Consider the following 21,868-nt stretch of genomic DNA (forward strand, 5'->3'; position numbering starts at 1 on the left):
CGGAATCCTCTCATGCAAGAGGCTCCGAGTCCTCCTCCCGCAGAAGCCCGGCTTTCCGCCCCCGCGGACACACTCGGAGGTCGAAGCCTGCGCGGAAGCCGGCGTGGGCGCGCATCGACGTCGACTCATGAACCCCTCGTCCCTGAGTTCCGACCTCTCGTCGGAACCTGCATGCCCGGCGTGTGCCCCTGAACTAGGACGGAAAGGCACCCACGAACGGGAGTACCTCTCATGCACGCCCGCAACCTCCTCGCCGCCCTCGCGCTCGCACTGACCACCTCTGTCCTCGCCGCGGAGCCACCCCGTCCCGCCGGGCCGCGGCAGCCTCCCTCGCCTGCGGAAGCGGCCGCCCGGCACCGTGAGAAGCTCTCGCCGTTGCAGGTCCTGGTGGGCAACTGGCGGGGAGACGGATGGGTCGACATGGGCCCGAGCGCGGGTGGCCGCAAGACGTTCCAGTTGAAGGAGACCGTGCAGCCGCACCTCGACGGAACAGTGCTCGTGGTGGAGGGACTGGGCACCAGCCGAGCGAGCCCCACGGCCCCCGAAATCCCCACGCACCAGGCACTCGGGGTACTCTCCTGGGATGAGGCCGCTGGCCGCGTGCGCTTCAGTGCCTACCGGCTGGGCAGCGGCGTCGTGGACACCGAAATGAAGCTGCTGGGTGATGGGGTCTTCCAGTGGGGCTTCGACATGCCTCACGGCCGCGTCCGCTTCACGCTGGAGGTGCGCGACGGGGTGTGGGTTGAAAAGGGAGAACTCTCGCTCGATGGGGGCAAGACATTCGGTCAGTTTCTCGAGATGACGGTGCGGCGCGCGAAATGAAGCCCGGGGTGCGCTGGGCGCTGTTCGCGGGCTGCACGCTGCTGCTCGCCGCGCTCGTCACGGCGTTCGTGATACTCCCCGCGCCCGCCCCGCCCGCGGAGGTCGCGCGCATCTTCGCGCTCAGCACCTTCTACGGCATCTGCATCGGCTTCCCGTCGATGGGGTTGATGCCCGCGGTGGGCCGGCGCGCCATGCACGGCCCGCCCGTGCCCGCCTTGCTCAAGTGCCTGGCCGCGTGTGCGGTCATCACGGCCGTGATGATGACGGTGGCGACGGTGACGCTGGCGGGCCTGGGCGCCTTTCCCGCCTCGGAGCTTCAGCGGCATCTGTTCGTCGACGGTGGCATCGGAATGGTTCTGAGCCTGCCCGCGGGGGTGAGCACGTTCGTGTATTCCCGGATGGCGGGTCGCATCCACGGGCGGGACGCGCGCGTGCGCGAGGCGGAGGCGCTGCGCGAGCGTGCCGAGTGGCTGGAGGCCGAGGCGCGCTTCGACTCACTGTCCGCGCGCCTGCAGCCGCACTTCCTCTTCAACACCCTCAACTCCATCGCCACGCTGGTGCGCGAGGACCCGCGCGCCGCGGAGGCCATGGTGGAGCGACTGGCGTCCGTGCTGCGCTCCTCGCTGGATGCGGGGGCGGGACGCCATGTACCGCTGCAGCGGGAGCTGGACCTGGTGTCCGACTATCTGGAACTCGAGCGTGTGCGGCTGGGGACGCGGCTGCGCTGCTCGCTCGACGTACAGCCGGGCCTCGAGCGGTTCGCGGTGCCGCCCTTCGCGGTGCAGACGCTGGTGGAGAACGCCGTGAAGTACGCCGTGGCCCCGAGGCGCGAGGGCGGCGAGGTCCGGGTGTCGGCGCGCGCGGACGCCGGGCGCGTGTACCTGGAGGTGCGGGACGACGGGCCTGGCATCACGGGGCCGCCGCCGCCAGGGCACGGACTCGACATGCTGACGCGGAGGCTGGTGTCCTCCTACGGGGAGGAGGAGGCGGGCTTGTCCATATCGAGGGGCGAGGGCGGTGTCGGCGCGTGCGTGCGGGTATGGCTTCCGCGCACGGAGGCCGCATGAGTGCCCCCGGGCTCCTTCGTGCCGTGCTGGTGGATGACGAGCCGCTCGCGCTGCGGCGCCTCGCTCGCATGCTCGAGGAAACGGGGCGTGTGACGGTGGTGGCCACGTACACCGACCCGGTGGAGGCCGCGGAGGCACTGCGCGCCGAGCCCCCGGACGCCCTCTTCGTGGATGTGTCGATGCCGGGCATGAGCGGCTTCGAGCTGGTGCGGGCGCTCCCCATGCCGCCGCCCGTGGTGTTCACCACCGCCTTCGACACGTACGCGCTCCAGGCCTTCGAGGTGAGCTCCGTTGACTACCTGCTCAAGCCGGTGGACGCGCGAGGCCTCACGCGTGCGCTGGACAAGCTCGCGCGCATGCACCCCCTGCTCGCGCAGGAGCGGCTGCGTGCGCTGGAAGCGGCGCTCCAGCCACCCACGCCGCTGTCGCGGCTCACCTCGAGGACGGGCACCCGCGTGCGTGTGGTGGAGCTCGCGGACGCCACGCACCTGTACGCCGAGGACCGGCTCGTCTACGTGGCGCGTGCCGGGCGCACCGATGTGGTGGACATGTCGCTCGCGGAGCTCGAACGGCGACTCGACCCGACGCGCTGGCTGCGCATCCACCGCGCCACGCTCGTCCAGCTTGATGCGATTGTGGAGGTCCTGGGGGGCTACGGCGACGCGCGCGTACACCTGAAGGACGGGACGGTGCTCTCCGTGGCGCGCGACCGGCTGCGCGAACTCCGCGAGCGATTGGGTGCCGCCGCAGGGGGGCGGAGTCCCGCTGGCCGTCGCTCATGGCCATGAGGGAGCAAGCCTCGGAGGGGCGCTCAAGTGCGCGAGACCGGCCCTGGGGCGGAGGAGGCGCAAGCCGCGGGGTGCGTACCCAGGGCAGCACGTCTCGCGCGAAGGCGTCAGCCTGCCCCGTCGGCCACCTCGCGATAGGGGGCGCGGACAGGACCTCCCGCTTCTCCACATCAGCCTGTGATTGAGCCACAACTGGGTTCCGTGCGAGCTGTTCGGACGAATCGTCTGCGCGCGCTAGGGTACAGCGGTGTACGAAGCCCACCTGTTCCCGGGCCTCGTGCCCCCCTGCCGCTGGAGCCGTCCCTTGATGCGCGCCATCACCTTCTACGAATACGGCTCACCCCAGGTCCTGAAGCTCGAGGAGCGCCCCGTCCCCACGCCGGGCGCAGGCCAGGTCCTCGTGCGCGTGCGGGCCTGTTCGCTCAACGCGGCCGACTGGCACATCCTGCGCGCCGACCCCTTCCTCGCGAGGCTCGCGGTCGGACTCTTCAAGCCCCGCTACAACGTGCTTGGCTGCGACCTGGCCGGCGTGGTCGAGGCCGCAGGTCCCGGCGTCACGCGCTTCAAGGCCGGTGATGAAGTGATGGGCGAGCTGGGCAGCAGCAACTGGGGCGCCTTCGCGGAGTACGTCTGCGCGCCCCAGGGCGTCCTCGCCTCGAAGCCCGCGAGCCTCGGCTTCGTCGAGGCCGCCGCGGCGCCGCTGGCCGGCGTGACGGCGCTGCAGGGTCTGCGTCGCGAGGGTCGCCTCCAGGCGGGCGAGTCCGTGCTGGTGAATGGCGCGTCGGGAGGCGTGGGGACCTTCGCCGTGCAGCTCGCCAAGGCGCTGGGCGCGAAGGTGACGGCGGTGTGCAGCGCCCGCAACCAGGAGCTGGTCCGCTCGCTCGGAGCCGACCAGGTCATCGACTACGCGAAGGAGGACTTCACGCGCAGCGGCCAGCGCTACGACGTCATCCTCGCGGCCAACGGCTACCACCCGCTGAGCGCCTACGAGCGCGCGCTCGCGCCCGGCGGCCGCTACGTGATGACGGGCGGGGCGGGAAAGCAGATGGCGGCGGCGCTCCTGCTCGGGCCGCTGCGCTCGCTCGGGAGTCGCAAGCGCCTGGGCTACCTGACGATGAAGAGCAACCTGGAGGACCTGGAGTACCTGCGCGACCGCCTGGCCGACGGCTCCGTGCGCTCCGTCATCGACCGCACCTACCCGTTCGAGGAGCTGCCCCAGGCCCTCGCGTACCTCGAGGAGGGACACGCCCGCGGCAAGGTCGCCATCCACCTGTCCTGAGGAGGTCCCTCCTGGGTCGCCCGCGCCTCATGGCGCGAAGGGGGCGATGCCCACCGAGAGGATCCAGGGCCCCCGCATCTTCTCGGGTCCCATGATGACCTTGTTGAGGTTGAGCCGGAACCGCCTGAACAGGAGCAACCCCACAGTGGCCTTGCCATAGAGCGCCACGCGGCGACCGGGCTGGCCAATGGACGAGAAGAAATCGGCGGTGCCCCACAAGCCACCCATGTTCGCCTCGGCGAACGCCGCGACGTCTCCATTGTCGATGGCGGCCTTCTGTCCATAGAAGCGGAGGCCGAGCTGGCTCACCCGAACCCCATTGTCCGAGGAGACTCCGAGCGGCTCGACGTCCGCGTTGATGAGCCCCATGACGCTCATGGAGGCGATGCTGCGCAGCCCCGGGGCGCCCGCGGGCGTCGGCGGGATGAAGGCCATCAGGGGGAGCTCTCCCGTCAGGGTCAGGTTCCCTCCCGCCTCGATGAAGTTCTCGAGATTGCTCTCCTTGGCGGTCTCCTCCGGTGAGGCGTCATTCCGGACCGTGGTCTTGTCATCGGTGATGGCGGTGTAGATGCTCAGCTGGAGGTTGTCGAAGATGCGGAAGCCGAGCAGCTTCGCCCCGATGCTCTTGCCGTCATTCAGCATCCCGTTGAACGAGAAATACTCCAGCAAGCTCAGACTCTCGTCACCGAAATAGGCTTTCGAGACGTCGGTGTCCGCGAATTCATGGACCAGGTAGAGGTGGTCGTTCGCGGCGCGTCCCACCAACGCCGCTGGAGGCGTTGACAACGAACCCGCCCCCGGCGGCGCCAGGGATTGCGCGGACACGACGCTCGGAAACAGGGCAAGCCCTCCGGACACGACCAGAGCCAAGACAGTTTTCATGACGTCCTCTGCATGGAACAACATGGAACAACAGGGAGCGGCGTGGCCGCCGTCATCCGGCGGCCACGCCCTTGAACAGGCTTCACACGGCCCCTGCGCCCCGAGGAGACACGTCCCCCCTCTTCGCGACGGAAGAACTCCGTCACGCCCCGAGGCAGCTTCCTGAAACGGATTCGACGTCGAGTGACGCCGACGGCTCAGCGGTTCTTCAGCTGCGACTCCAACTGCTCACGGCTCGGTGCATCCCCGTCACCGGCCCAACGGAAGAGCGACCATTCCCCCGTCGGTCGCTGTCGGAGGCCCACGATGCGCTGGGACGCGAAAGCCAGCACCTCGATGTCTCCCACCGAGAATCGCTCGTCCCCCACGACGTCCGGCAGGTCCCGCAGCCCCGCGGGGAGATAACCTCGGGGGAGGAAGCCCTTGGACGCCTCCTGCCCCGAATACGAGAAGAACGAACCGCTGCTGTCGCGATAGAGGGAGATGAGCGGGTTGTTCACCATCCCGCCGGATATCAAGAACTGCCTCGCGACCTCCCGGCGGAGTCCCTCGGGACCGAAGTCTGGATAGTCGAGCGCCGCGATGGCCCCCCAGACGGTTCGCCGTTTCGTGCCTGTCGACAGCTTCTCCTGCAACCCCCTCAGGACCCGGCGCCCCAGCGCCTCCGTCCCCGTATTGCACCCGAGCAGCCGGACCTCCGCCGTGTCATCGAGCAGGTCGTCCAGCCCCAGGATGTTCGTCCAGGTCGCCTCATCCTGCGTCACCACTTCCTGACCCACATCTCCCAGCGTCAATGAACCGGCGGCGCCATGCCCGAAGATGTCCAGCCGCGACAGCGGACCCGCCCGGTTCACCACCTCCTGGACAAGAGGCTTGAGCGCGGCCACCGTCTGGCAGCGAGCGAACCTCCGACGAGGATTGCTGAAGCCATCCACCCGGAAGATGACGGGCTCGATCTCCCGGTCCTGGATGGCCGAATACCCGATGATGGTCAGGTGCATGCGGTCACCGCAGCTCGTTCCTGTTCGCCTTGAGCGCGTTCACGAGCACCCTGCTGGCTTGCGCGACATCGGGCCCCAGCAGGTCGCCATTGCGTCGAATCAAACTTTCGATGAGCCCCGCCCAGAGATCCGTCCCGAACGGCCACTTGCCCTTCCCATCGGAGAAGTCCAGCGGGTTGGCGACCGTCGCGAACTTCAGGTACGCCTTCGACAGGAGCAGATAGCCATACTCCCCGGGATTGGCATGGATGGCGCTGGAGTGACCGGCCCACACATGCGCGAGGTTGGTGAGATTCACCTCGAGGCCGTTCACCTCCCTGTCCCCCGCGGGCGACACCAGGTCGAACTTGAACTTCAAGATGTCCGTGCCGACCACCCGGACCTTGAACCCGCCGTACCCGCCCTCGGCGATCTGATTGGTATCCGGCGCCCACCAGTTCACCAGCAATGCGGCGGAGGGCTGCGGCTTGTACGTGGACAGCTGGAAGTATTGCGTATCAGGCATGGAACGTTCCTCCCTTGAAACAACACATTGAGACGTCACGACCGACAGCTATGAGTCCCGGGTGAGACCGAAGGCCTTCATCAGGTTGTAGATATGCTGACGCGTGAGGTCGAGCCGCCGCGCGACCTCCGTCACACTCCAATCCGAGGCCTCCAGCTCCCGGCGCAGCAAATCCCGCTGGAAGTGGCGCGTCGCCTCGTGGAATGACACGGGCATCGCCCCCTGGGGCTCGACGCTCTCGAACAGGTGACGCGGCTCCAGGGCCACCGCCGCCTCGGCGCTCGCCCGGATGAGGGCCGCCTCCAGGCGATGACGCAGCTGCCTGACGTTGCCGGGCCACTCCGCCGTCTCACAGGCGGCATGGCAGGCCGGGGACGGGCGCAGGCATGGCAGACCATTCTCCTCCGAGAGCCGCTCCACCAACCCATCCACCAGCGGGACGATGTCCTCCCGTCGCTCCGACAGCGAGGGCATGCGCACCGTCAGGACATTGAGCCGGTAGAACAAGTCCTCCCGGAAGCGCCGCTCGCGAACGAGCTGCTCCAGGTCCGCGTTGCTCGCCGCCACCAGGCGGATGTTCGCCTTGAAGGGCTTCGGACTGGCCAGCGGGAAATACTGCCGCGACTGCAACAACTGGAGCAGCTTGGCTTGCGCCGCCAGGGGAATCTCCGCGATTTCATCGAGGAAGAGCGTCCCTCCTTCCGCGGCCTCCACCTTGCCCATCGTCCTCCGGGCCCCAGGGAAGGCCCCGGGAAAGGCCCCGAAGAACTCGCTCTCGAACAACCCCTCGGGCACCGCCGCGCAGTTGAGCTCCACGAAGGGCCCCAGCCTGCGCTTGCTGTTGAGGTGGAGCGCCTGCGCGAGCTGCGTCTTCCCCGTCCCCGAGGCTCCTCCAATCATCACCGTGACATCCAGCGGCGCGGCGACGGCGAGCTGACCGAAGACCCGCGCCAGCGCGGGGCTCCGACCGATGATGCCCTCGAGCTGCAGCCGCTCCCGGAACGTTCGCGTCGGGTTGTCCCGGTCCGCTCCCCGCCGAAGCAAGGCCCGCTCAGCCGCCGCCCCCAGGAAGCGCGCCACGGACTCCACCAGCGCCACCAATCCCTCCTCGAATGGCCCCGCCCCTCGCTTCCCCTCCAGATAGAGCACCCCGGGCAGCCGGCCCGTCAACGGCACACAGAGCACCGCCTCCAGGCGCTGGGACTTGACGCTGGCGGAGCCCGAGAAGCGCGCGTCCAGGAGCGCATGCGCCGTGTGCACCGTCCTGCCGGCCGCAATCGCCGAGGCGACGATGCCTCGCGACGTCAACGCGCGAATCTCCTCGCGCTCCAGCTCCGAGCAGCCATGGAACAGCGCCCACTCCCGCTTCGCCGTCTCGCCTTCACCGTAGAGCTCCAACCCCGCACGCTGCGCGCCTGACAGCTCGACCAGGCCCGCCAGGACATCCTGCAAGGGTGGAAGGGGCTCCGCGGCGTCCAGGACTCGAAGTACCGCGAGATACAAATCCCTCTCACGGGTCAGACGAACCTCAGGGGTGGCCATGTCAGCCAACATACCACCCGGCCGAAGCACCACAATGCTGAGGAGCCAGAGGGAGGACATGACTCCTGTCTGTATTGCAGGAGACAAGCCAACCACCGTTCCAGAGGGGGACTGGGCATCCGGACCGAGGAATGTGTCAACGCGCTTTGACGCGCCTCCCCTGCCCTGTCAATTCGGGTGGACAACGACGCAGACCGGGGCCCTCGGTCTGCTCAGGGGCCCCGCACCCGCTCCACGCAGCGCACGCCGATGCCGAACTCGAAGCGTCGGGGCGACTGGTGATTGGCCCAGACGAGCCGGTGATGCAGCGCCTCCGGGGGTGCGTCCCAGCGCCCCCCGGCGACCATGCGGTAGCCCGGGAAGCTCCCCTCCGTCGCATCGGTCGCCGTCCATTCCGCCACGTTGCCCGCGAGGTCGACCATGCCATAGGGCCCCAGGTCCTCGGGGAACGACCCCACGGGCGCCAGCGTCGGGAACACATCCTCGCCATTCAGATTGGCCGGCGGCACACGCGGGTCCTCGCCCCACACCGTCTGTCGCCGGGGCATGGGATTGGGCACACGTCCGCCCGCGTCGAGGAACTCACCGCCCCGCGCGGCCTTCGACCACTCCTCGTACGTGGGCAACTGCTTGCCCAGGAAATGGCAGAACGCCTCCGCCACCTCCGCGTCGATGGCGGAGACGGGGCGGGACGGCTCCGCCGCATGGGCATACTTCGGGTGCTTCGGGGGCGCCTCCCGCTGTCCGCCGACCTGGGGAAGGACTCGCTCCTCGAAGAGCTGGAACTGCGCGTTGGTGACCTCCGTCCGGTCCATCGCGAAGGCTTCGACATGGATTCGTGTCTCCTGCTCGGGCGTCACCTCCGGACGCCAGTATTCCCCCGCCGGAACGAGCACCTGCCCGGCCCGCGACGCGGCGCACGTGGGCACCGGGAGCCTCAACGCCTCGCGACGGGCGCGCTGGGCATAGCCCGGCAACCGCAGGAGCCGCAGCCGCGAGGGCGGACACGCCCCCCGCCACACCGTGAGCCACGCTGCCTTCGAGGGCGCCTGCACCCGCTCCCGCCAGGCCCCCTCTCCATCCACCTGCCCCGGATGGCGCGTCAGCCGGGTGGCGTCATACGCGGGCCCCTCGCCTCCAGCCTCCGCGGGCGCGAGGCTCCACCGGAGCGGAGAGGTGACGGGCACCCGCTTCCACGCGAGCGCGTCCGCGTCGTAGTCGAAGAGCTCGAGGACGAGGTCGAAGTCCCCCTGGTCCAGGGACATCAGCTCCATCTCCCGCTGCCGCCGCGTCGCCTCCCGCTCGCTCTGCTGGAGCGCGAGCACTACTGCCGTCCCGATGCCCGTCGCGAGCACCAGCAGCAGTCCTCCGGCGACGAACCCCAGCCGCCTTCTGCGCAGCCGCCCCTGCTCGCGCCGCTTCCCCGCATCGAGGAACGCCCGGGAGCGACTCACCAACGGCACCTGCCCGTCCGACAGACGACGCAACGCCTGGTCCAGCGCGCGCCCGCCCCACGTCTCCTCATCCCGGCGCCCACGCCGGTCCCACAGCTCCGAGGCCTGGTCGATTTCGCTGACGAGCTGATGCTCGTCCCGCGACTCCTGCCGCCAGCGCGCCAGCTCCGGCCACGCCGTGGCCAGCGCCTCGTGCGCCAGCTCCACCAGGGCCCCGTCCGTCTTCACGTCCCGCGAGGCCGCCACCAACCGGTGCGAGAGCAGCGCATCCAACACCGGCTTCGCCCCCGCCCCCAGCGTCTCCAACAGCTCCTCGCGCGGCCGGGGCCTCCGGGTCCCCTCGGGCGTGAGCAGCTCCAGCAGCAACAGGCGCGCCGTGTGGATGTCCCTCGCCGAGAGCTGTCCGAGCAGCTGCCGTCCCTGCGCCGCCAGCGCCCCCGCCACGCCGCCCAGCTCCGCGTAGACGGACGTCCGCAGCAACCTGGGCCCCCGCGCCCTCCGCTCCCAGAGCGCCGCGCACGTGGCCTGCAGGAGCGGCAGCCCCACCGGCTGGGCACGGACATCCGCGACGATGCGCTCGACGAGCCCGTCCTCCAGCGCATACCCCACGCGCCGCAGCGGACCGGTGACGGCCTCCGTCAACGCCGCGGGCGACAACGGCCCCACCACGAACGCATGGCCGAGGAACCCACCCAGGTGCTCCACGCGCGCGAAGTGCCCGAGGTAGTCGTCGCGGAGCACCACCAGGACGCGCCACCCGATGCCCGCCGAGGCCACCGCGGCAAGGCACCGGGCCAGGGCCACCGCGTCCTCCGGAGCGCCCAGCGTGAAGACCTCCTCGAACGCATCCACCGCCAGGAGCGCTGGCCCGGAGGCGCGTGCCTGCAGCAGCCCCACGAGCGCCCCCGGAGTCCGCGACAACGTCTCGGCCAGCTCCCGCTCCAGCCCGAGCGCCTCCACCAGCCTCGCGAGGGGACGCGCGCCCGGGCGCAGCGACACCACCTCCCAGCGCGCCAGCTGTCGCAGCCGGGGCACCACGCCCGCGTGCAACAGCGAGCTCTTGCCGATGCCGCAAGGCCCCACCACCACCACGGGCGCGTCCTGGCGCAACCGCTCGACGAGCGCCCCCACCTCCATCTCCCGCCCGGAGAAGGCCTCCGCCTCGTCCTCGGCGAACGAGCGCAGCCCATGGAACGGCGCCCGCGAGCCCTCCTCCGAGTCCTCCGGTGAGGCGCGCACCGGCTCCAGCCATTGCGTCAGGGCCTGCTCCAGGGCCCGCGCCGTGGGCCGCGCCTCGGGCAGGAGCGCCAGACAGTCCCTGAAGAGCGAGGCCCCGGGCAGATGCGGCGCCGGCCCCGGGAGCGGACGCGGCTGGAAGGCGAACGACGTCAGGTGCGCGTCCTCCACCGGCCGCCTCCCCTCCAGCAGCTCATGCAGAATCACCCCCAGCGACCACACATCCATCGCCGGCGACGGAGGCGCGCCCCTCCAGCGCTCGGGGGACATGTACGCGGGCGTCCCCGACGCGGCCTGCGCGGCGGTGCCCGCATGACGGGCGAGCCCGAAGTCCACCACGCGCAGGCGCCCATCCCTCGGCAGGAAGACATTCTCCGGCTTGAGGTCCGCGTGGATGATGTCGTGGCGATGCGCCTCCGCGAGCGCGTCCGCGATGGCCCGCCCGATTCGCAGCACCTCGCCGGGCGACAGCCGCTCGCGCGACATCCGCTCCCGCAGCGTCTCCCCCTCCAGGTACTCCAGCGCGAGGTAGGGCTGCCCCTTGAACACGCCCGCGGCGTGCACCGTGACGATGTGGGGGTGGCTGAAGCGAGCCGTGGTGCGCGCCTCCTCCAGCATCCGCTCCGCGCCGGGAGGACCGAGCAGTTCCGGCCGCAGGAGCTTGAGCGCCACGTGGCGCCCCAGCGACAGGTCCTGCGCCAGGTAGACGCGCCCCGACGCGCCCTCGCCGAGCAGCCGCAGCACCCGGAAGCCCTCCACGAGCGCCCCCGTGGAGAGCAAATCATCGGTCGCCTCCGGCGACGCGCCCAAGCCCCACTTGCTCATGTCCGCCCCACCCCCAGCGAGTCCTCAAGGTTCCCGGTCGCGGCTCGCCAAGGATGCTAGGACCAACCGGCCGACAGGCGCCATGGCCGCCGGCGCCCACCCACGGTGGGACGCCCCCCGCAAGCCGGGTCCGAATCACCACCCCTGGAGCCGACAGCGGGCGTTTCGAATCCCAGACAAGGGTTCCTTCTGCAAGGGATTGACGCCATTCATGTCGGACGAATCGATTGCGCGCGCTCGGGGACAGCGGCTCCGCGGGCGCGGCGACCGCCAGCGTGGCTCCGAACGACACAGCCGCCCCCGTGACAACGGCAAGCAATACCTGAACAGCCTGAAGGACAGCTCGGTGCCGCGTTGAATCACGAGCGGCGGCTCGTCACGTCAGGAGCTGAGAAGCGGTCACCCGGCCCCAACGCCATTCCCCCCGCCCTCGTTGAGGCTCAAGAGGCGCCCACAGGCCCAGGCTCCCGCCACGCACCTGATGGGAGCGCGGCCTGGGCAGGCGGGTGCCCCGTCGAGACCCTCGGCCGCATTGAGGCAGGGGCACAGGGGCCGGACGTGGTGCCCCAACAACGAGGGTGTCGACAGCGCGGAGGAGAGTCGTTACAAACCGCCCGTCGATGCACGAGTCCCTTTCCGCCACCCAGGCGAGCATTGCCGAGCCCAATGCTGTCATCCGAATTGTTTGAGGCCATCGTCCAGCATGATCTGGAGCGTGTTCGTGCGCTGCTGGTTCGCGGTGCAGACCCCAACCTGCCCAGGGAAGATGGCTGGCGACCCCTGCATGTCGCCATCGGCCAGATTGGCGTTGGGGGAACGATTGACTTCATCAAGCTGTTGATCGAGCACGGTGCGGACGTCAACGAATGGGATGCCCATCATCACGAGACGCCGCTCCTCAGCGCCATGGAACCTCCGGAGCTGGAGGTCGCACGGGTGCTTCTCCAAGCAGGCGCGGATCCGAACGTCCGCAGATCAACGCATGAGTCACCTTTGCAGCTGGCCGTAGAACATGAAGATCCGCAGATGACGGCACTGCTCCTGCGCCATGGGGCTGGACGAACGATGGACGAGTGGGGAGGACTTCGCGGATTGACGCCGCTCGGCATGGGCGCTCGTAAGTTCAACGTTCCCATCATCGAGCTTTTGATGGCGGAGGGGGCAGATCCGCAGGCGGTTGATGAGTACAACGAAACCGCGCTCGCCAAACTGCCACCTCGTGAAAAGCACGATCCGCAAACGTGGGACAGAATCCTTGAACTTCTTGGACGCCGACGGTCGTGAAGCAGGTACGCGAGGTTCAGACGGAGAGGGACGCTGTTGCGGAGGGCTGGATGGGCGAGCCGCCGCGCCGCCCCCAGGCCGTGTGGTGTTGAGGCTCAAGACAGCCCACAAGCGCAGGCTCCCGCCACGCACCTGATGGGTGCGCGGCCTGGGCAGGCGTGTGCCCCAAGGGGGCCCAAGCGGCCTGTCCACCGGCCTGGAGCTTCGCTCGGGCGGCCCGGGTGTAGGGGACTGACACCGAGGCGTACTTCCACCGACGGAACCTGGACGAGGTGCTGGCGCGCCGACCGTGGGCGCCTCCGTCACGGTGATGAGCCACCCGGGAGATGCCTGCTCGCGCGCTTCCGACGAATCGGATTCCTCGCGACATTCTCCGGCAAGGGCCGTTGGAGGAGGACAACACCCTTGGACTTCCCGCTCCCTGGAGAGCACAGGTCTCATGAGAACAGTCATCCTCCTCCTGACAGCGACACTCCTCGGCTTCGGAGCCGTGGGTTGCGGAGGCAAGTCCTCCGACGACTCCGCGCTCCCCGACGACCGACTCCCATCAGACGCGGGGCGTCCCGATGCGGGAGCTCCCGACACGAGCGAGGCTGACGCGGGCAACCCCGCGGAGCCCGATGCCGGACAGCAGGACGCGGGCCGCGCCGATGCCGGTCCCGCCGACGCGGGCCGGGGTGACGCGGGGACTCCCACGCTGACCGCGCCCGCGAGCGTGACGGCCACGCCGGGCATCCGGGAGATGACCGTCTCCTGGAGCTACACGCCGTCCACCACGGGCAGCGCGCTGTCCTCCTTCGAGGTCACCGGCTCGCCTTCGAGCATCAAGGTCAACGTCGGCTCCGCTGCCCGGACGGCGGTCGTCACGGGCCTGACGAATGGCACGCGTTACTACTTCACCGTCACCGCCATCTACGCTGACGGCACCCGAAAGGCCTCGAGCCTGTCAGCGGGCGTGTACACCTTCGACGTCCCGGGCACTCCGTCCTGGCACCGGTCGAAGGGCGGCAACCAGCAGGTGGAGCTGGAGTGGAGCCTGCCCTGGGACGGCGGGCAACCCATCCAGGGCTACACCCTCACCGTCGCGCCGGGCGGGCAGGTCATCCATACGACGCAGCGGTCCGCGCTCGTCACCGGCCTCACCAACGGGCAGAGCTACACGTTCACCCTGGTGGTCACCAACGCGGTGGGCAACTCCAGCCTTACCACCAGCTCCTCGATTCGGGTCGCCGCCGTTCCGAGCGCCCCCCAGAACCTCACGATGGAGCCGTACATCGGCGCGGTGATGCTGAGGTGGACGGCGCCCACGAACAATGGCGGCGCGCCCGTCACCGGCTACATCATCACCACGCATCCGACGGGCGCGACCCAGTCGGCGACCTCCTCGGCGACGAGCCACTACCTGTCGGGCCTCACCCATGGCGCCACGTACAGCTTCAGCGTGGCCGCGCAGAACTCGACGGGTGCGGGCGCCGCCGCCACCACCGCCTCCGTGACGCTTCCGGCCCCGCCGTCAGCGCCCATCAACCTCACCGGCGTCTACCACCAGGGGCAGCTCGAGCTGGACTGGCAGCCCCCCGTCAATGACGGAGGCCGGCCCGTGTCCAGCTACCGGCTGACGTCCACTCCCGCGGGCGTGGACCAGAGCTTCCCAGCGGTCCCCACGGTGGCCCGGCTCTCGGGACTGCCCGCCGACAGCACCTATACCTTCACGCTCACCGCGTATAACGGCGTGGGCACGAGCCCGCCCGCCACCTCCGCGCCCATCCTGATGCGCGCCCAGCCCCGAGCGCCCACCGACGTGCGCGTGCACTCCACGCTCGCGGGCGCCGTCGTGCGCTGGAACCCGGCCTCCGCGCCGGCCACGGACCCCGTCACCGAGTACATCGTCACCGCCACGCCCGGCGGTGGCTCCGTCACCGTCCCCGCGAGCGCCCGGGTGACGACGCTTCCCGGGCTGAGCTCCGGCACGACCTATCTGTTCCAGGTGAGGGCCCGCAACGGAGCGGGCGAGGGCCGTCCTTCCGCGCCGGCGTATCACCGCCACGTCGTGCCCCTGGCCTGCGAGACGCCGTCCTTCACGCCCGTGTCCCAGTTCGCGTACCGCACGGGAGCGCAGTTCGTGGGGGCCGGGGACTTCAACGGGGACTCGCGGCAGGACGTCCTGGTGGGCAACCTGTTCGACATCACCGTGCTCGTCAGCGGCCCCGCTCGCGGCTTCACGCGGCTGGAGAACTCCGTCAGCGCCGGCAACATCCTCAGCAGTGCGGCGCCCGTGGTGGCGGACTTCAACCGGGATGGGAAGCTGGACGTCGCGGCCGTCCTCGGGACCGACGGTGACGACACGACGGGCGGCTTCACCGTCTACCTCGGAAGGGGCACGGGCACGTTCCAGACGCCCCTGTCCACGCCCCTGGGCACCAACCTCACCAGCAGCTTCAACTGTCTCACCGCCCGGGACTTCGATTCCGACGGGGTCCTGGACCTGTTCGCCCATGTCCATCTGGGACGCACGCTGCTCTATCGCGGCAGGGGGGATGGCACCTTCTACACACCCACCACCGTCATCTCCTCCAACACCTCGGACTGCCCCGTCGTGGCCGATTTCAACGGGGACGGGCGCATGGACTACGCCCGGCTCGACACCGCCAACAACCGCATCGTGCAGGTCAACGGCACGGGAACCGGCTCGTTCAGGGTTCCCGTGTACGCCCCGTGTACCAGTTGCTACGGCAATCTGGTGGCGGGTGACTTCGACCACGATGGCGCCGCGGACGACCTGGCCCTCATCCACCCCGAGAAGGTCCGCACCTTCAGCCCGTCGGGTGGAACGCTGGCCCAGGTGTCCGAGATGCCCTTCGCCCGTCCCTTCAGTGAAACCATCAAGTACCCCTTCCTGACCGATGTGAACGGAGATGGCCTCCAGGACGTGTTCTGGATGAACACTCCGGGAGGCGAGCTCAACGTCCTGCCGGGCAGCGCCGGACCCACGCCATTCTCCAGGCCACGCAGCCTGGGTTACAGCGGCGACCACGACGCGCCTGCCGCGGGTGACTTCGATGGCGACGGACGCACGGACGTGGCGTTCCCCGGCTACATGTCCATCCAGATGTTCTGGGGCTCGGACTCGCTGAGCGAGAGCCTCCCGCTCGACGGTGCCCCGGGCGGGCTCGCCAGCGGAGACTTCAAGGCGGACGGCCTCGCCGACCTGGCCGCGGGCAGCTTCGAGAAGAACGCCATCCTCATGTCGCTGTCGGGGAGCCCGGAGCGGAGCACCGCCGCGCTCTCGCCGGTGTTCGTGCCTCCGGCGGGCAAGAAGGTCACCGCCGGTGTGCAGGACCTGGTCTCCGTGGACCTGGACGGTGACGGCCGGGAGGACCTGGCCGCCCTCACCACCTCGCTGACGCCCTCCACGGGCGTGCTGCCCCAGCTCGTCGTCTACAAGCGTCTGCCGGGCGGAGGCTTCGGGCCCGCCGAGCGCCATGACGAGGACTGGAGCCAGGCCGAGCTCATCGCGGTGGACCTCAATGAGGATGGCCGCTTCGACCTGGTGACGACGGAGCACTTCACCGCCTCGAAAATCCAGCTCGGCGTGTGGCTCAACCTGGGCAGCGGGAAGTTCGCGCCCCGCGTCACCGCGGAGGTGGCCGCCAACTACGAGGTACACACCCTCGTCCCCGCGGACCTGGACCGGGATGGACACATGGACCTGGCCCTGCTGCGCCCCGGCAATCCCAACATCGACAAGGGGGAGGTCTACGTCATCTGGGGCAAGGGGGACGGCACCTTCTCCGGACAGACGTCCTTCACCGGTGAGTACACGCACCGCGCCATGGGCCGCGCGGACCTGGACGGTCAGGGCAACGTCGGCCTGCTCATCGACCGGGGCGAGGTGGGACTGCTCACCTACGATGTGGCCCGTCAGCCCACGCTGACGCCCAAGCACAGCCTGGGCATCCGCGCCGGCCTCGGCATCTACACCGCGGACTTCAACGCCGATGGCCACACGGACCTGTTCTCCTTCGAGGAGTTCTCGGGTCGCGTGGTGATGCAGACCGCCCCCAACACTTTCGCCCCGGGCCCCCAGCCCGGCTGGGGACTCACCGCCCGGGACGGGCTCATCGCGGACTGGAACGCGGACGGCCTGCCCGACCTCGCCTTCAGCAGCGTGAACGCCAAGGCGGCGACGATGGTGCTGAACGTCTGCCTGCCTCCCTGAACCCCAGGGTCGCCCTCTTCCCTCTGATGCGCGCGCTGAAGTGACCGGTTGAGCGGCGTCGGCTGAACAAAATCGCGGAACGAAACGGACATTCATGACGATGTCCGAATCCGGCGAGTCCCCCTCCCGGCGCGGTGCTAGCCTGCACTCATGTCGACGCTTGCCACCGCCACTGCGATCCCTGACGCGCACACCTGTGAGCAGGCGCGCCTCACCCGTGACGCACGTTTCGACGGGCTGTTTTTCACCGCGGTCACCAGCACCCGGATCTATTGCCGCCCCGTCTGTCCGGCGCCGACGGCCAAGCGCTTCACGTATTACGCCAGCGCAGCCGCCGCGGAAGCCGGCGGCTACCGGCCTTGCCTGCGATGTCGTCCGGAGCTGTCACCCGGCGACGGCGCATGGCGTCGTGGCGATGCGCTGTTGGCGCGCGCCTTGAAGCTGATCGAACAAGGCGTTCTCGACGAACAGCCCCTGTCGGCGCTCGCCGAACGCGTCGACATCGGCGAACGCCAGCTGCGTCGGCTGTTCGTCGAACGCCTCGGCGTGTCGCCAACGGGGGTGCATGGCACGCGACGCTTGTTGTTCGCCAAACAGCTGCTGACGGAAACGGCGATGCCTATCACCGAAGTCGCGCTTGCGGCCGGTTTCGGCAGCCTGCGCCGCTTCAACGCCGCCTTCCTCGAAGCCTATCGAATGGCTCCGCGCGACCTGCGCAAGCAGCGAGTCGAAGTTCCCGGCGAGACCTTGAGGCTGCGCCTGGGTTACCGCCCACCCTACGACTTCGGCGCGATGCTCGATTTCCTGCGCGGGCGCGCGCTGCCCGGTGTCGAAGTGGTGGATGCCACGAGCTACTCGCGAGTGTTCGGCTCCATCGATGCGCCGGGCTGGCTGCGTGTTTCACAATGGCCCGCATCGCATCGCCTGGCGGACGACAATGCGCTGCGGCTCGAACTGCACGGCGCGCGCCCTTCGCGGTTGCTGGAGTTCGTCACTCGGCTGCGACGCATGTTCGATCTCGACGCGGATCCACAGGCCATCATCGAAGCGCTCGGCGCCGATGCGCGGCTGCGTCCGCTGCTGAAGCAGCGCGCGGGACTGCGCGTTCCGAGCGGCTGGGACGGATTCGAGAGCGCGGTGCGCGCGATCATCGGCCAACAGGTCAGCGTCTCTGGTGCACGCACGCTGGCGACGCGACTATCGCATCACTTCGGTCAGCCACTGCCCGCCCCCCTCGCGCCCGGACTCGACCACCTCTTCCCCTCGCCCGATGCGCTGGCCGACGCCGACCTCGGTGCGATCGGCCTGACAGGCGCGCGTGCGCAGGCCGTACGGACCCTGGCGCGCGCACTCCTGGAGGGCCACGTCGACTTCAAGCCGGAGCGCACGCTGGACGATTTCACGGCGCGCTGGGTCGCGTTGCCCGGCATCGGCCCGTGGACCGCGCATGACATCGCGCTGCGCGCATTGGGCCATCCCGATGCATTCCCCGCCGACGACCTGGTGCTGCGGCGCGCGGTACCCAACGATGGTTCGCGCATGAGCGCGAAGGCGCTGACCGCGCGGGCGGAAGCCTGGCGTCCCTGGCGCGCCTATGCGGTGATTCATCTATGGAAGGATTCGATGGGGGTGACCGCGTAATGCAAAGCAACGTGTTCTATCGCCACATCGAAAGCCCGGTCGGGGCGTTGCTGATTGCCGGCAATGACGAGGGCCTGCGACTGATCGAGTTCCATTCACCGCGCCACCCGATGCGTCGCAGCGAGGATTGGCATGAAGGCGACCACGCGGTCCTGAGGGACACCCAGAAGCAACTGGACGAATACTTCGCGGGCAGACGCCGGGGCTTCGAGCTGCCTCTGGCGCCGCAGGGGACGCAGTTCCAGCGCCAGGTGTGGAGGGAGCTCGCCAACATTCCATTTGGCGGCACGATCAGTTACGCCGAACTCGCGCTGCGCGTGGGCAGACCCACGGCGACGCGCGCAGTGGGCGCGGCGAATGGGCGCAATCCGATTCCCATCGTGCTGCCTTGTCATCGCGTGATCGGCGCAAACGGCAGCCTCACCGGTTTCGGCGGCGGCTTGCCGACCAAGCAGTTCCTGCTGCAGTTGGAAGGAGCGATGCCGCGCCAGGTGGATCTGTTCGCGTGACAGGGCAGAACAAGCTCCTCGCTACAAGCATCAACCCAACAGCCCGCCCCGGCGCACTGGGCGGGCCGTCTCATTAATTCCAGTCAGGCACCTGGCAGGAGCCTGCCTGGCATTTCCCCTGATAGGATTTGAACGGAGGGGCGGTGATTTTGCTTCTCGAGCATGGCGACCCATTGGGGAGCTGCACTCCACTCTTCTTCACGGCTCCACCGGCATTCATGCAGGTGACCACACAGAGTTCCTGATCGATCGAGTTGGCGTCAACCAGGGGAGTCAGGTTTCCACCGCAGGCTTTCTTCGCGGCATTTCGCCACTCCTGCCGGACGACGGGAGCTTGAGCGAGTGCGGGCGAGGAGAGGGCGAGGAAGAGGCTGGCGAAGATGAGTCGGCGCTTGAGCATGGGGCCGAGCGTACCAGCACGCGCACCGCGCACGGCATGACGCGGCCCGCGCCTGAGCATCCTCCGAAGAGTCCCCTGGGCCTGTCCCTTCGCTCCACGAAGGGACAATGGAGTGCCCTGACGCGCTTCTTGGATGACCCTTCGCTGCCCCTCGACAACAACGCCGCGGAGCGTGTGTTGCGTGCCATCGCCGCCGGAGGCGTCGCGAGGCGCCAAGCTTTCAAAACGAGGAAGTCCCGCGCCAAGCCATTGACCTGATGTGTGGGAGCGGGATAGCGCCGTCCAGTCCCTCTTCCGCTCAAAAAGGAGCGCATCTTGGTCCGTCGACTTCTTCCCTCCCTCCTACCGCTGCTGCTGGTGGCCTCCACTGCCGCGGCGCAGACCACCCCCGTCTCCATCACCTTCGATGGCGCCTGGAACGAGACGCCGTCGGTGGAGCTGATTCCCGTGGGCGGCCAGGTGGTCGTCAACTACGACACCAGCCGACTGCCGCAGTGCCGGGGCACCACCTCCTCGGGCGCCCCGACCTGGACCATCACCGGCCACGTCCAGGTGAACCGCGGCCCGGTGGTGAGCTTCTGGGTCGCCGGCCACGAACCCAATAACAACCCCACCCAGCGCACCCTGCATCTCCCCGCGAATTTGAGCGGCGCCCTGGTGCTGTGGTTCGACATCTCCAGCCCGGGCTGCCAGGCCTGGGACTCCAACCTCGGGAGCAACTACCACTTCCCCATCGGCGCGCCGACCCTCTCCTTCACCGCGAACTGGGACGAGCCCGTGGCGGGCACGCTGCGCGCCGGCGAGCCGTTCATCATCAACTATGACGTGGACCGCCTGCCCGAGTGCCGCGCGACATACAACGGCCCGGCCTGGGCGATTGTCGCGCAGTACCGCTTCGACAACGGCCCCATCCAGGAGACGGCCGTCACCGGCTCCGGCCTGTCCGCGCCGACGGCCATCACCGCTCCGGCTGGCGCCCGCAACCTGGAGCTGTGGTTCCGCAACACGGACCGCAGCTCCTGTGTGCGCTACGACAGCAACTACGGCGCCAACTACCACTTCGCGGTGGAATGAGCCGCACCGGCTGACGACTCGGCCTGCCTCCGCGCCTCGGCCGTTCACGCGTCCCCGGCGCAGGGGCCGAGCCATCCTCTGAGATGGCTCGGCCCCGCGCCACTGGCGTTGCCCCGCTACGCCGGCTTCGCGATGCCACTGGTGACCCCGGTCATCCCCCTGCACCCTCCCTCCCCCAACAGGGCCCCCTTCCCTCTGATGCGCCGCGATTACGGGCTGAGGGAGAAGCTCCCCGACCAGTAACCGTACGCGTACGAGGTGACGCCGTTGCGGCTGGTGCCCGCGTAGCTGCCCTGGCCCGGCTGGATGGTGACGGTCACCTGTCCACCGGTGGAGGCAATCACGCCCGCGTGCACGGACGCCGTGCAGACATCCGAGTCATCGGTGTAGAGGTCCGTCCCCCAGACCGACGCTCCGAGGCTCGCCGTCGGGCAGTTGCACCGGATTTGCGTCCCGTTCTGCCCACGATAGGACATGAAGTTGAAGCTGGAGCAGCTCGGCGGAGGCTGCGGAGTCTGAGCACCGACGAGGCGGAAGCTCCCCGCCCAGGCGCCGTAGGAGTTCGTGGTGACGCCGTTGCGGGTGGTTCCCACGTAGGTGCTCTGGCCCGGCTGGATTTCGACGACCACCGTCCCACCGCTGGTGGAGATGACACCCGCGTGCACCGCGGCGGTGCAGATATTCGAGTCATCGGTGTAGAGATTCGTTCCCCAGACAGGGCCTGAGCCCCCCGAGGAGCAGGTGCAGCGACCCTGGGCCCCCGTCTGCCCTCGGAAGACCGTGAGGTCGACGTCCAAGCAGTTCGGGACCTCGCTCGGGCCGTAGAGGGACTTCAGCGCGGCGATGTCGCCGCTGGTGAACTCGCCAGTACTGCCGAGGTTGGGGCAGGCGTTCATGACGGACCCGTTCAGGAAGGCGGTGGTCGGCGCCCCCGGAATCTCGATGGCGCCCACGCCCATATCGCCCTCGTTGAAGCCGTTCCCGCAGCTGATGGAGTTGTCGTAGTAGTCCGTGTGGCGCAACCCGATGGCGTGGCCAACCTCGTGGGTGATGGTGTGCTCGCTGATGTCGAGCTCGTAGTTGTTCAGCAAGACGGTCATGTAGACGGTTCCATGGGGAAGACCGTACTCAGAGCCTGTTGAAATGGAGCGAGCCAGCCAGGGCGTTGAAGAAACAAGATGCCGGACCTCCCAATGCCCTCGCGCACGCCGTACGGAACCTGTCAACGTGAATGAGACAGTGAAACTGAGAGATTAGTGCGCAGCTGTCTGTGAGCTGGGGAGCTGCGCGGGGTTGTTTATCCAGACGGCGTTCGGAAGGGCCTGGGGCTTCGGAGGGCC

At 68.9% G+C, this 21,868-nt stretch carries 15 protein-coding genes and 1 pseudogene; 10 read left to right on the forward strand and 6 right to left on the reverse strand.

Annotated elements, in window-relative coordinates:
- Positions 1 to 231: 231 nt before the first annotated feature.
- The 4 genes from LZ199_RS15950 (at position 232) to LZ199_RS15965 (ending at position 3,956) form a co-directional block, all read left to right on the forward strand.
- Entirely contained in the window at positions 232 to 822 is a 591-nt protein-coding gene (locus LZ199_RS15950; RefSeq protein ID WP_253994542.1) for a hypothetical protein, read from the forward strand.
- The gene (locus LZ199_RS15955; protein ID WP_253994543.1) at positions 819 to 1,889 is read left to right on the forward strand and encodes a sensor histidine kinase; all 1,071 of its coding nucleotides are present in this window, start codon (positions 819 to 821) and stop codon (positions 1,887 to 1,889) included. Before LZ199_RS15950 ends, LZ199_RS15955 begins: the two co-directional genes overlap by 4 nt.
- Positions 1,886 to 2,677 (forward strand): LytR/AlgR family response regulator transcription factor, encoded by a 792-nt coding sequence (locus LZ199_RS15960; protein ID WP_253994544.1) that lies wholly within the window; start codon positions 1,886 to 1,888, stop codon positions 2,675 to 2,677. Before LZ199_RS15955 ends, LZ199_RS15960 begins: the two co-directional genes overlap by 4 nt.
- A gap of 307 nt (positions 2,678 to 2,984) precedes the next feature.
- On the forward strand, positions 2,985 to 3,956 hold the full coding sequence (locus LZ199_RS15965; protein WP_253994545.1) for an NAD(P)-dependent alcohol dehydrogenase: 972 nt from the start codon (positions 2,985 to 2,987) through the stop codon (positions 3,954 to 3,956).
- A gap of 27 nt (positions 3,957 to 3,983) precedes the next feature.
- On the opposite strand, the gene LZ199_RS15970 is transcribed toward LZ199_RS15965, so the two are convergent.
- The 5 genes from LZ199_RS15970 to LZ199_RS15990 all read right to left on the reverse strand — a co-directional run bounded on the left by LZ199_RS15970 (position 3,984) and on the right by LZ199_RS15990 (position 11,401).
- Positions 3,984 to 4,838 (reverse strand): hypothetical protein, encoded by an 855-nt coding sequence (locus LZ199_RS15970; protein ID WP_253994546.1) that lies wholly within the window; start codon positions 4,836 to 4,838, stop codon positions 3,984 to 3,986.
- Between the two features lie 197 nt (positions 4,839 to 5,035).
- Positions 5,036 to 5,839, reverse strand: a complete 804-nt coding sequence (locus tag LZ199_RS15975) for a DUF4347 domain-containing protein (protein ID WP_253994547.1) — start codon at positions 5,837 to 5,839, stop codon at positions 5,036 to 5,038.
- Positions 5,840 to 5,843: 4 nt separating this feature from the next.
- On the reverse strand, positions 5,844 to 6,344 hold the full coding sequence (locus LZ199_RS15980) for a hypothetical protein (protein ID WP_253994548.1): 501 nt from the start codon (positions 6,342 to 6,344) through the stop codon (positions 5,844 to 5,846).
- A gap of 48 nt (positions 6,345 to 6,392) precedes the next feature.
- Positions 6,393 to 7,886 carry a sigma-54-dependent Fis family transcriptional regulator gene (locus tag LZ199_RS15985; RefSeq protein ID WP_253994549.1) on the reverse strand — a complete coding sequence of 498 codons (1,494 nt, stop codon included), beginning with the start codon at positions 7,884 to 7,886 and terminating at the stop codon, positions 6,393 to 6,395.
- A gap of 212 nt (positions 7,887 to 8,098) precedes the next feature.
- Positions 8,099 to 11,401 carry a bifunctional serine/threonine-protein kinase/formylglycine-generating enzyme family protein gene (locus LZ199_RS15990; RefSeq protein WP_253994550.1) on the reverse strand — a complete coding sequence of 1,101 codons (3,303 nt, stop codon included), beginning with the start codon at positions 11,399 to 11,401 and terminating at the stop codon, positions 8,099 to 8,101.
- A 666-nt stretch (positions 11,402 to 12,067) separates the two neighbouring features.
- Between LZ199_RS15990 and LZ199_RS15995 the strand changes: the two genes are divergently transcribed.
- From LZ199_RS15995 to LZ199_RS16020, 6 genes and pseudogenes are all read left to right on the forward strand, one after another.
- On the forward strand, positions 12,068 to 12,685 hold the full coding sequence (locus tag LZ199_RS15995) for an ankyrin repeat domain-containing protein (RefSeq protein WP_253994551.1): 618 nt from the start codon (positions 12,068 to 12,070) through the stop codon (positions 12,683 to 12,685).
- Between the two features lie 439 nt (positions 12,686 to 13,124).
- Complete coding sequence (locus tag LZ199_RS16000) at positions 13,125 to 16,904, forward strand: FG-GAP-like repeat-containing protein (protein WP_267145149.1); 3,780 nt, start codon at positions 13,125 to 13,127, stop codon at positions 16,902 to 16,904.
- 150 nt (positions 16,905 to 17,054) lie between these two features.
- Entirely contained in the window at positions 17,055 to 18,545 is a 1,491-nt protein-coding gene (locus tag LZ199_RS16005; protein ID WP_253994552.1) for a DNA-3-methyladenine glycosylase 2 family protein, read from the forward strand.
- Positions 18,545 to 19,054 (forward strand): methylated-DNA--[protein]-cysteine S-methyltransferase, encoded by a 510-nt coding sequence (locus tag LZ199_RS16010; protein WP_253994553.1) that lies wholly within the window; start codon positions 18,545 to 18,547, stop codon positions 19,052 to 19,054. The genes LZ199_RS16005 and LZ199_RS16010 overlap by 1 nt, the downstream gene beginning before the upstream one ends.
- A gap of 436 nt (positions 19,055 to 19,490) precedes the next feature.
- Positions 19,491 to 19,652: pseudogene (locus tag LZ199_RS46960) on the forward strand (IS66 family transposase); the annotation flags it as partial.
- 117 nt (positions 19,653 to 19,769) lie between these two features.
- Complete coding sequence (locus tag LZ199_RS16020) at positions 19,770 to 20,528, forward strand: DUF6209 family protein (RefSeq protein ID WP_253994554.1); 759 nt, start codon at positions 19,770 to 19,772, stop codon at positions 20,526 to 20,528.
- 209 nt (positions 20,529 to 20,737) lie between these two features.
- Here the strand turns inward: LZ199_RS16020 and LZ199_RS16025 are convergent, their stop codons facing one another.
- A complete protein-coding gene (locus tag LZ199_RS16025; protein ID WP_256569116.1) occupies positions 20,738 to 21,754 on the reverse strand; it encodes a M57 family metalloprotease in 1,017 nt (338 codons plus the stop codon).
- Positions 21,755 to 21,868: the final 114 nt, after the last annotated feature.

Origin of the sequence: Myxococcus qinghaiensis (assembly GCF_024198215.1) — a bacterium.
Lineage (GTDB): Bacteria > Myxococcota > Myxococcia > Myxococcales > Myxococcaceae > Myxococcus > Myxococcus qinghaiensis.

What these genes read in the sequence shown, in the direction of transcription:
- LZ199_RS15950 (WP_253994542.1), top strand. Translation starts at nt 232, where the DNA reads ATGCACGCCCGCAACCTCCTCGCCGCCCTCGCGCTCGCACTGACCACC.
- LZ199_RS15955 (WP_253994543.1), top strand. Translation starts at nt 819, where the DNA reads ATGAAGCCCGGGGTGCGCTGGGCGCTGTTCGCGGGCTGCACGCTGCTG.
- LZ199_RS15960 (WP_253994544.1), top strand. Translation starts at nt 1,886, where the DNA reads ATGAGTGCCCCCGGGCTCCTTCGTGCCGTGCTGGTGGATGACGAGCCG.
- LZ199_RS15965 (WP_253994545.1), top strand. Translation starts at nt 2,985, where the DNA reads ATGCGCGCCATCACCTTCTACGAATACGGCTCACCCCAGGTCCTGAAG.
- LZ199_RS15970 (WP_253994546.1), bottom strand. Translation starts at nt 4,838, where the DNA reads ATGAAAACTGTCTTGGCTCTGGTCGTGTCCGGAGGGCTTGCCCTGTTT.
- LZ199_RS15975 (WP_253994547.1), bottom strand. Translation starts at nt 5,839, where the DNA reads ATGCACCTGACCATCATCGGGTATTCGGCCATCCAGGACCGGGAGATC.
- LZ199_RS15980 (WP_253994548.1), bottom strand. Translation starts at nt 6,344, where the DNA reads ATGCCTGATACGCAATACTTCCAGCTGTCCACGTACAAGCCGCAGCCC.
- LZ199_RS15985 (WP_253994549.1), bottom strand. Translation starts at nt 7,886, where the DNA reads ATGGCCACCCCTGAGGTTCGTCTGACCCGTGAGAGGGATTTGTATCTC.
- LZ199_RS15990 (WP_253994550.1), bottom strand. Translation starts at nt 11,401, where the DNA reads ATGAGCAAGTGGGGCTTGGGCGCGTCGCCGGAGGCGACCGATGATTTG.
- LZ199_RS15995 (WP_253994551.1), top strand. Translation starts at nt 12,068, where the DNA reads ATGCTGTCATCCGAATTGTTTGAGGCCATCGTCCAGCATGATCTGGAG.
- LZ199_RS16000 (WP_267145149.1), top strand. Translation starts at nt 13,125, where the DNA reads ATGAGAACAGTCATCCTCCTCCTGACAGCGACACTCCTCGGCTTCGGA.
- LZ199_RS16005 (WP_253994552.1), top strand. Translation starts at nt 17,055, where the DNA reads ATGTCGACGCTTGCCACCGCCACTGCGATCCCTGACGCGCACACCTGT.
- LZ199_RS16010 (WP_253994553.1), top strand. Translation starts at nt 18,545, where the DNA reads ATGCAAAGCAACGTGTTCTATCGCCACATCGAAAGCCCGGTCGGGGCG.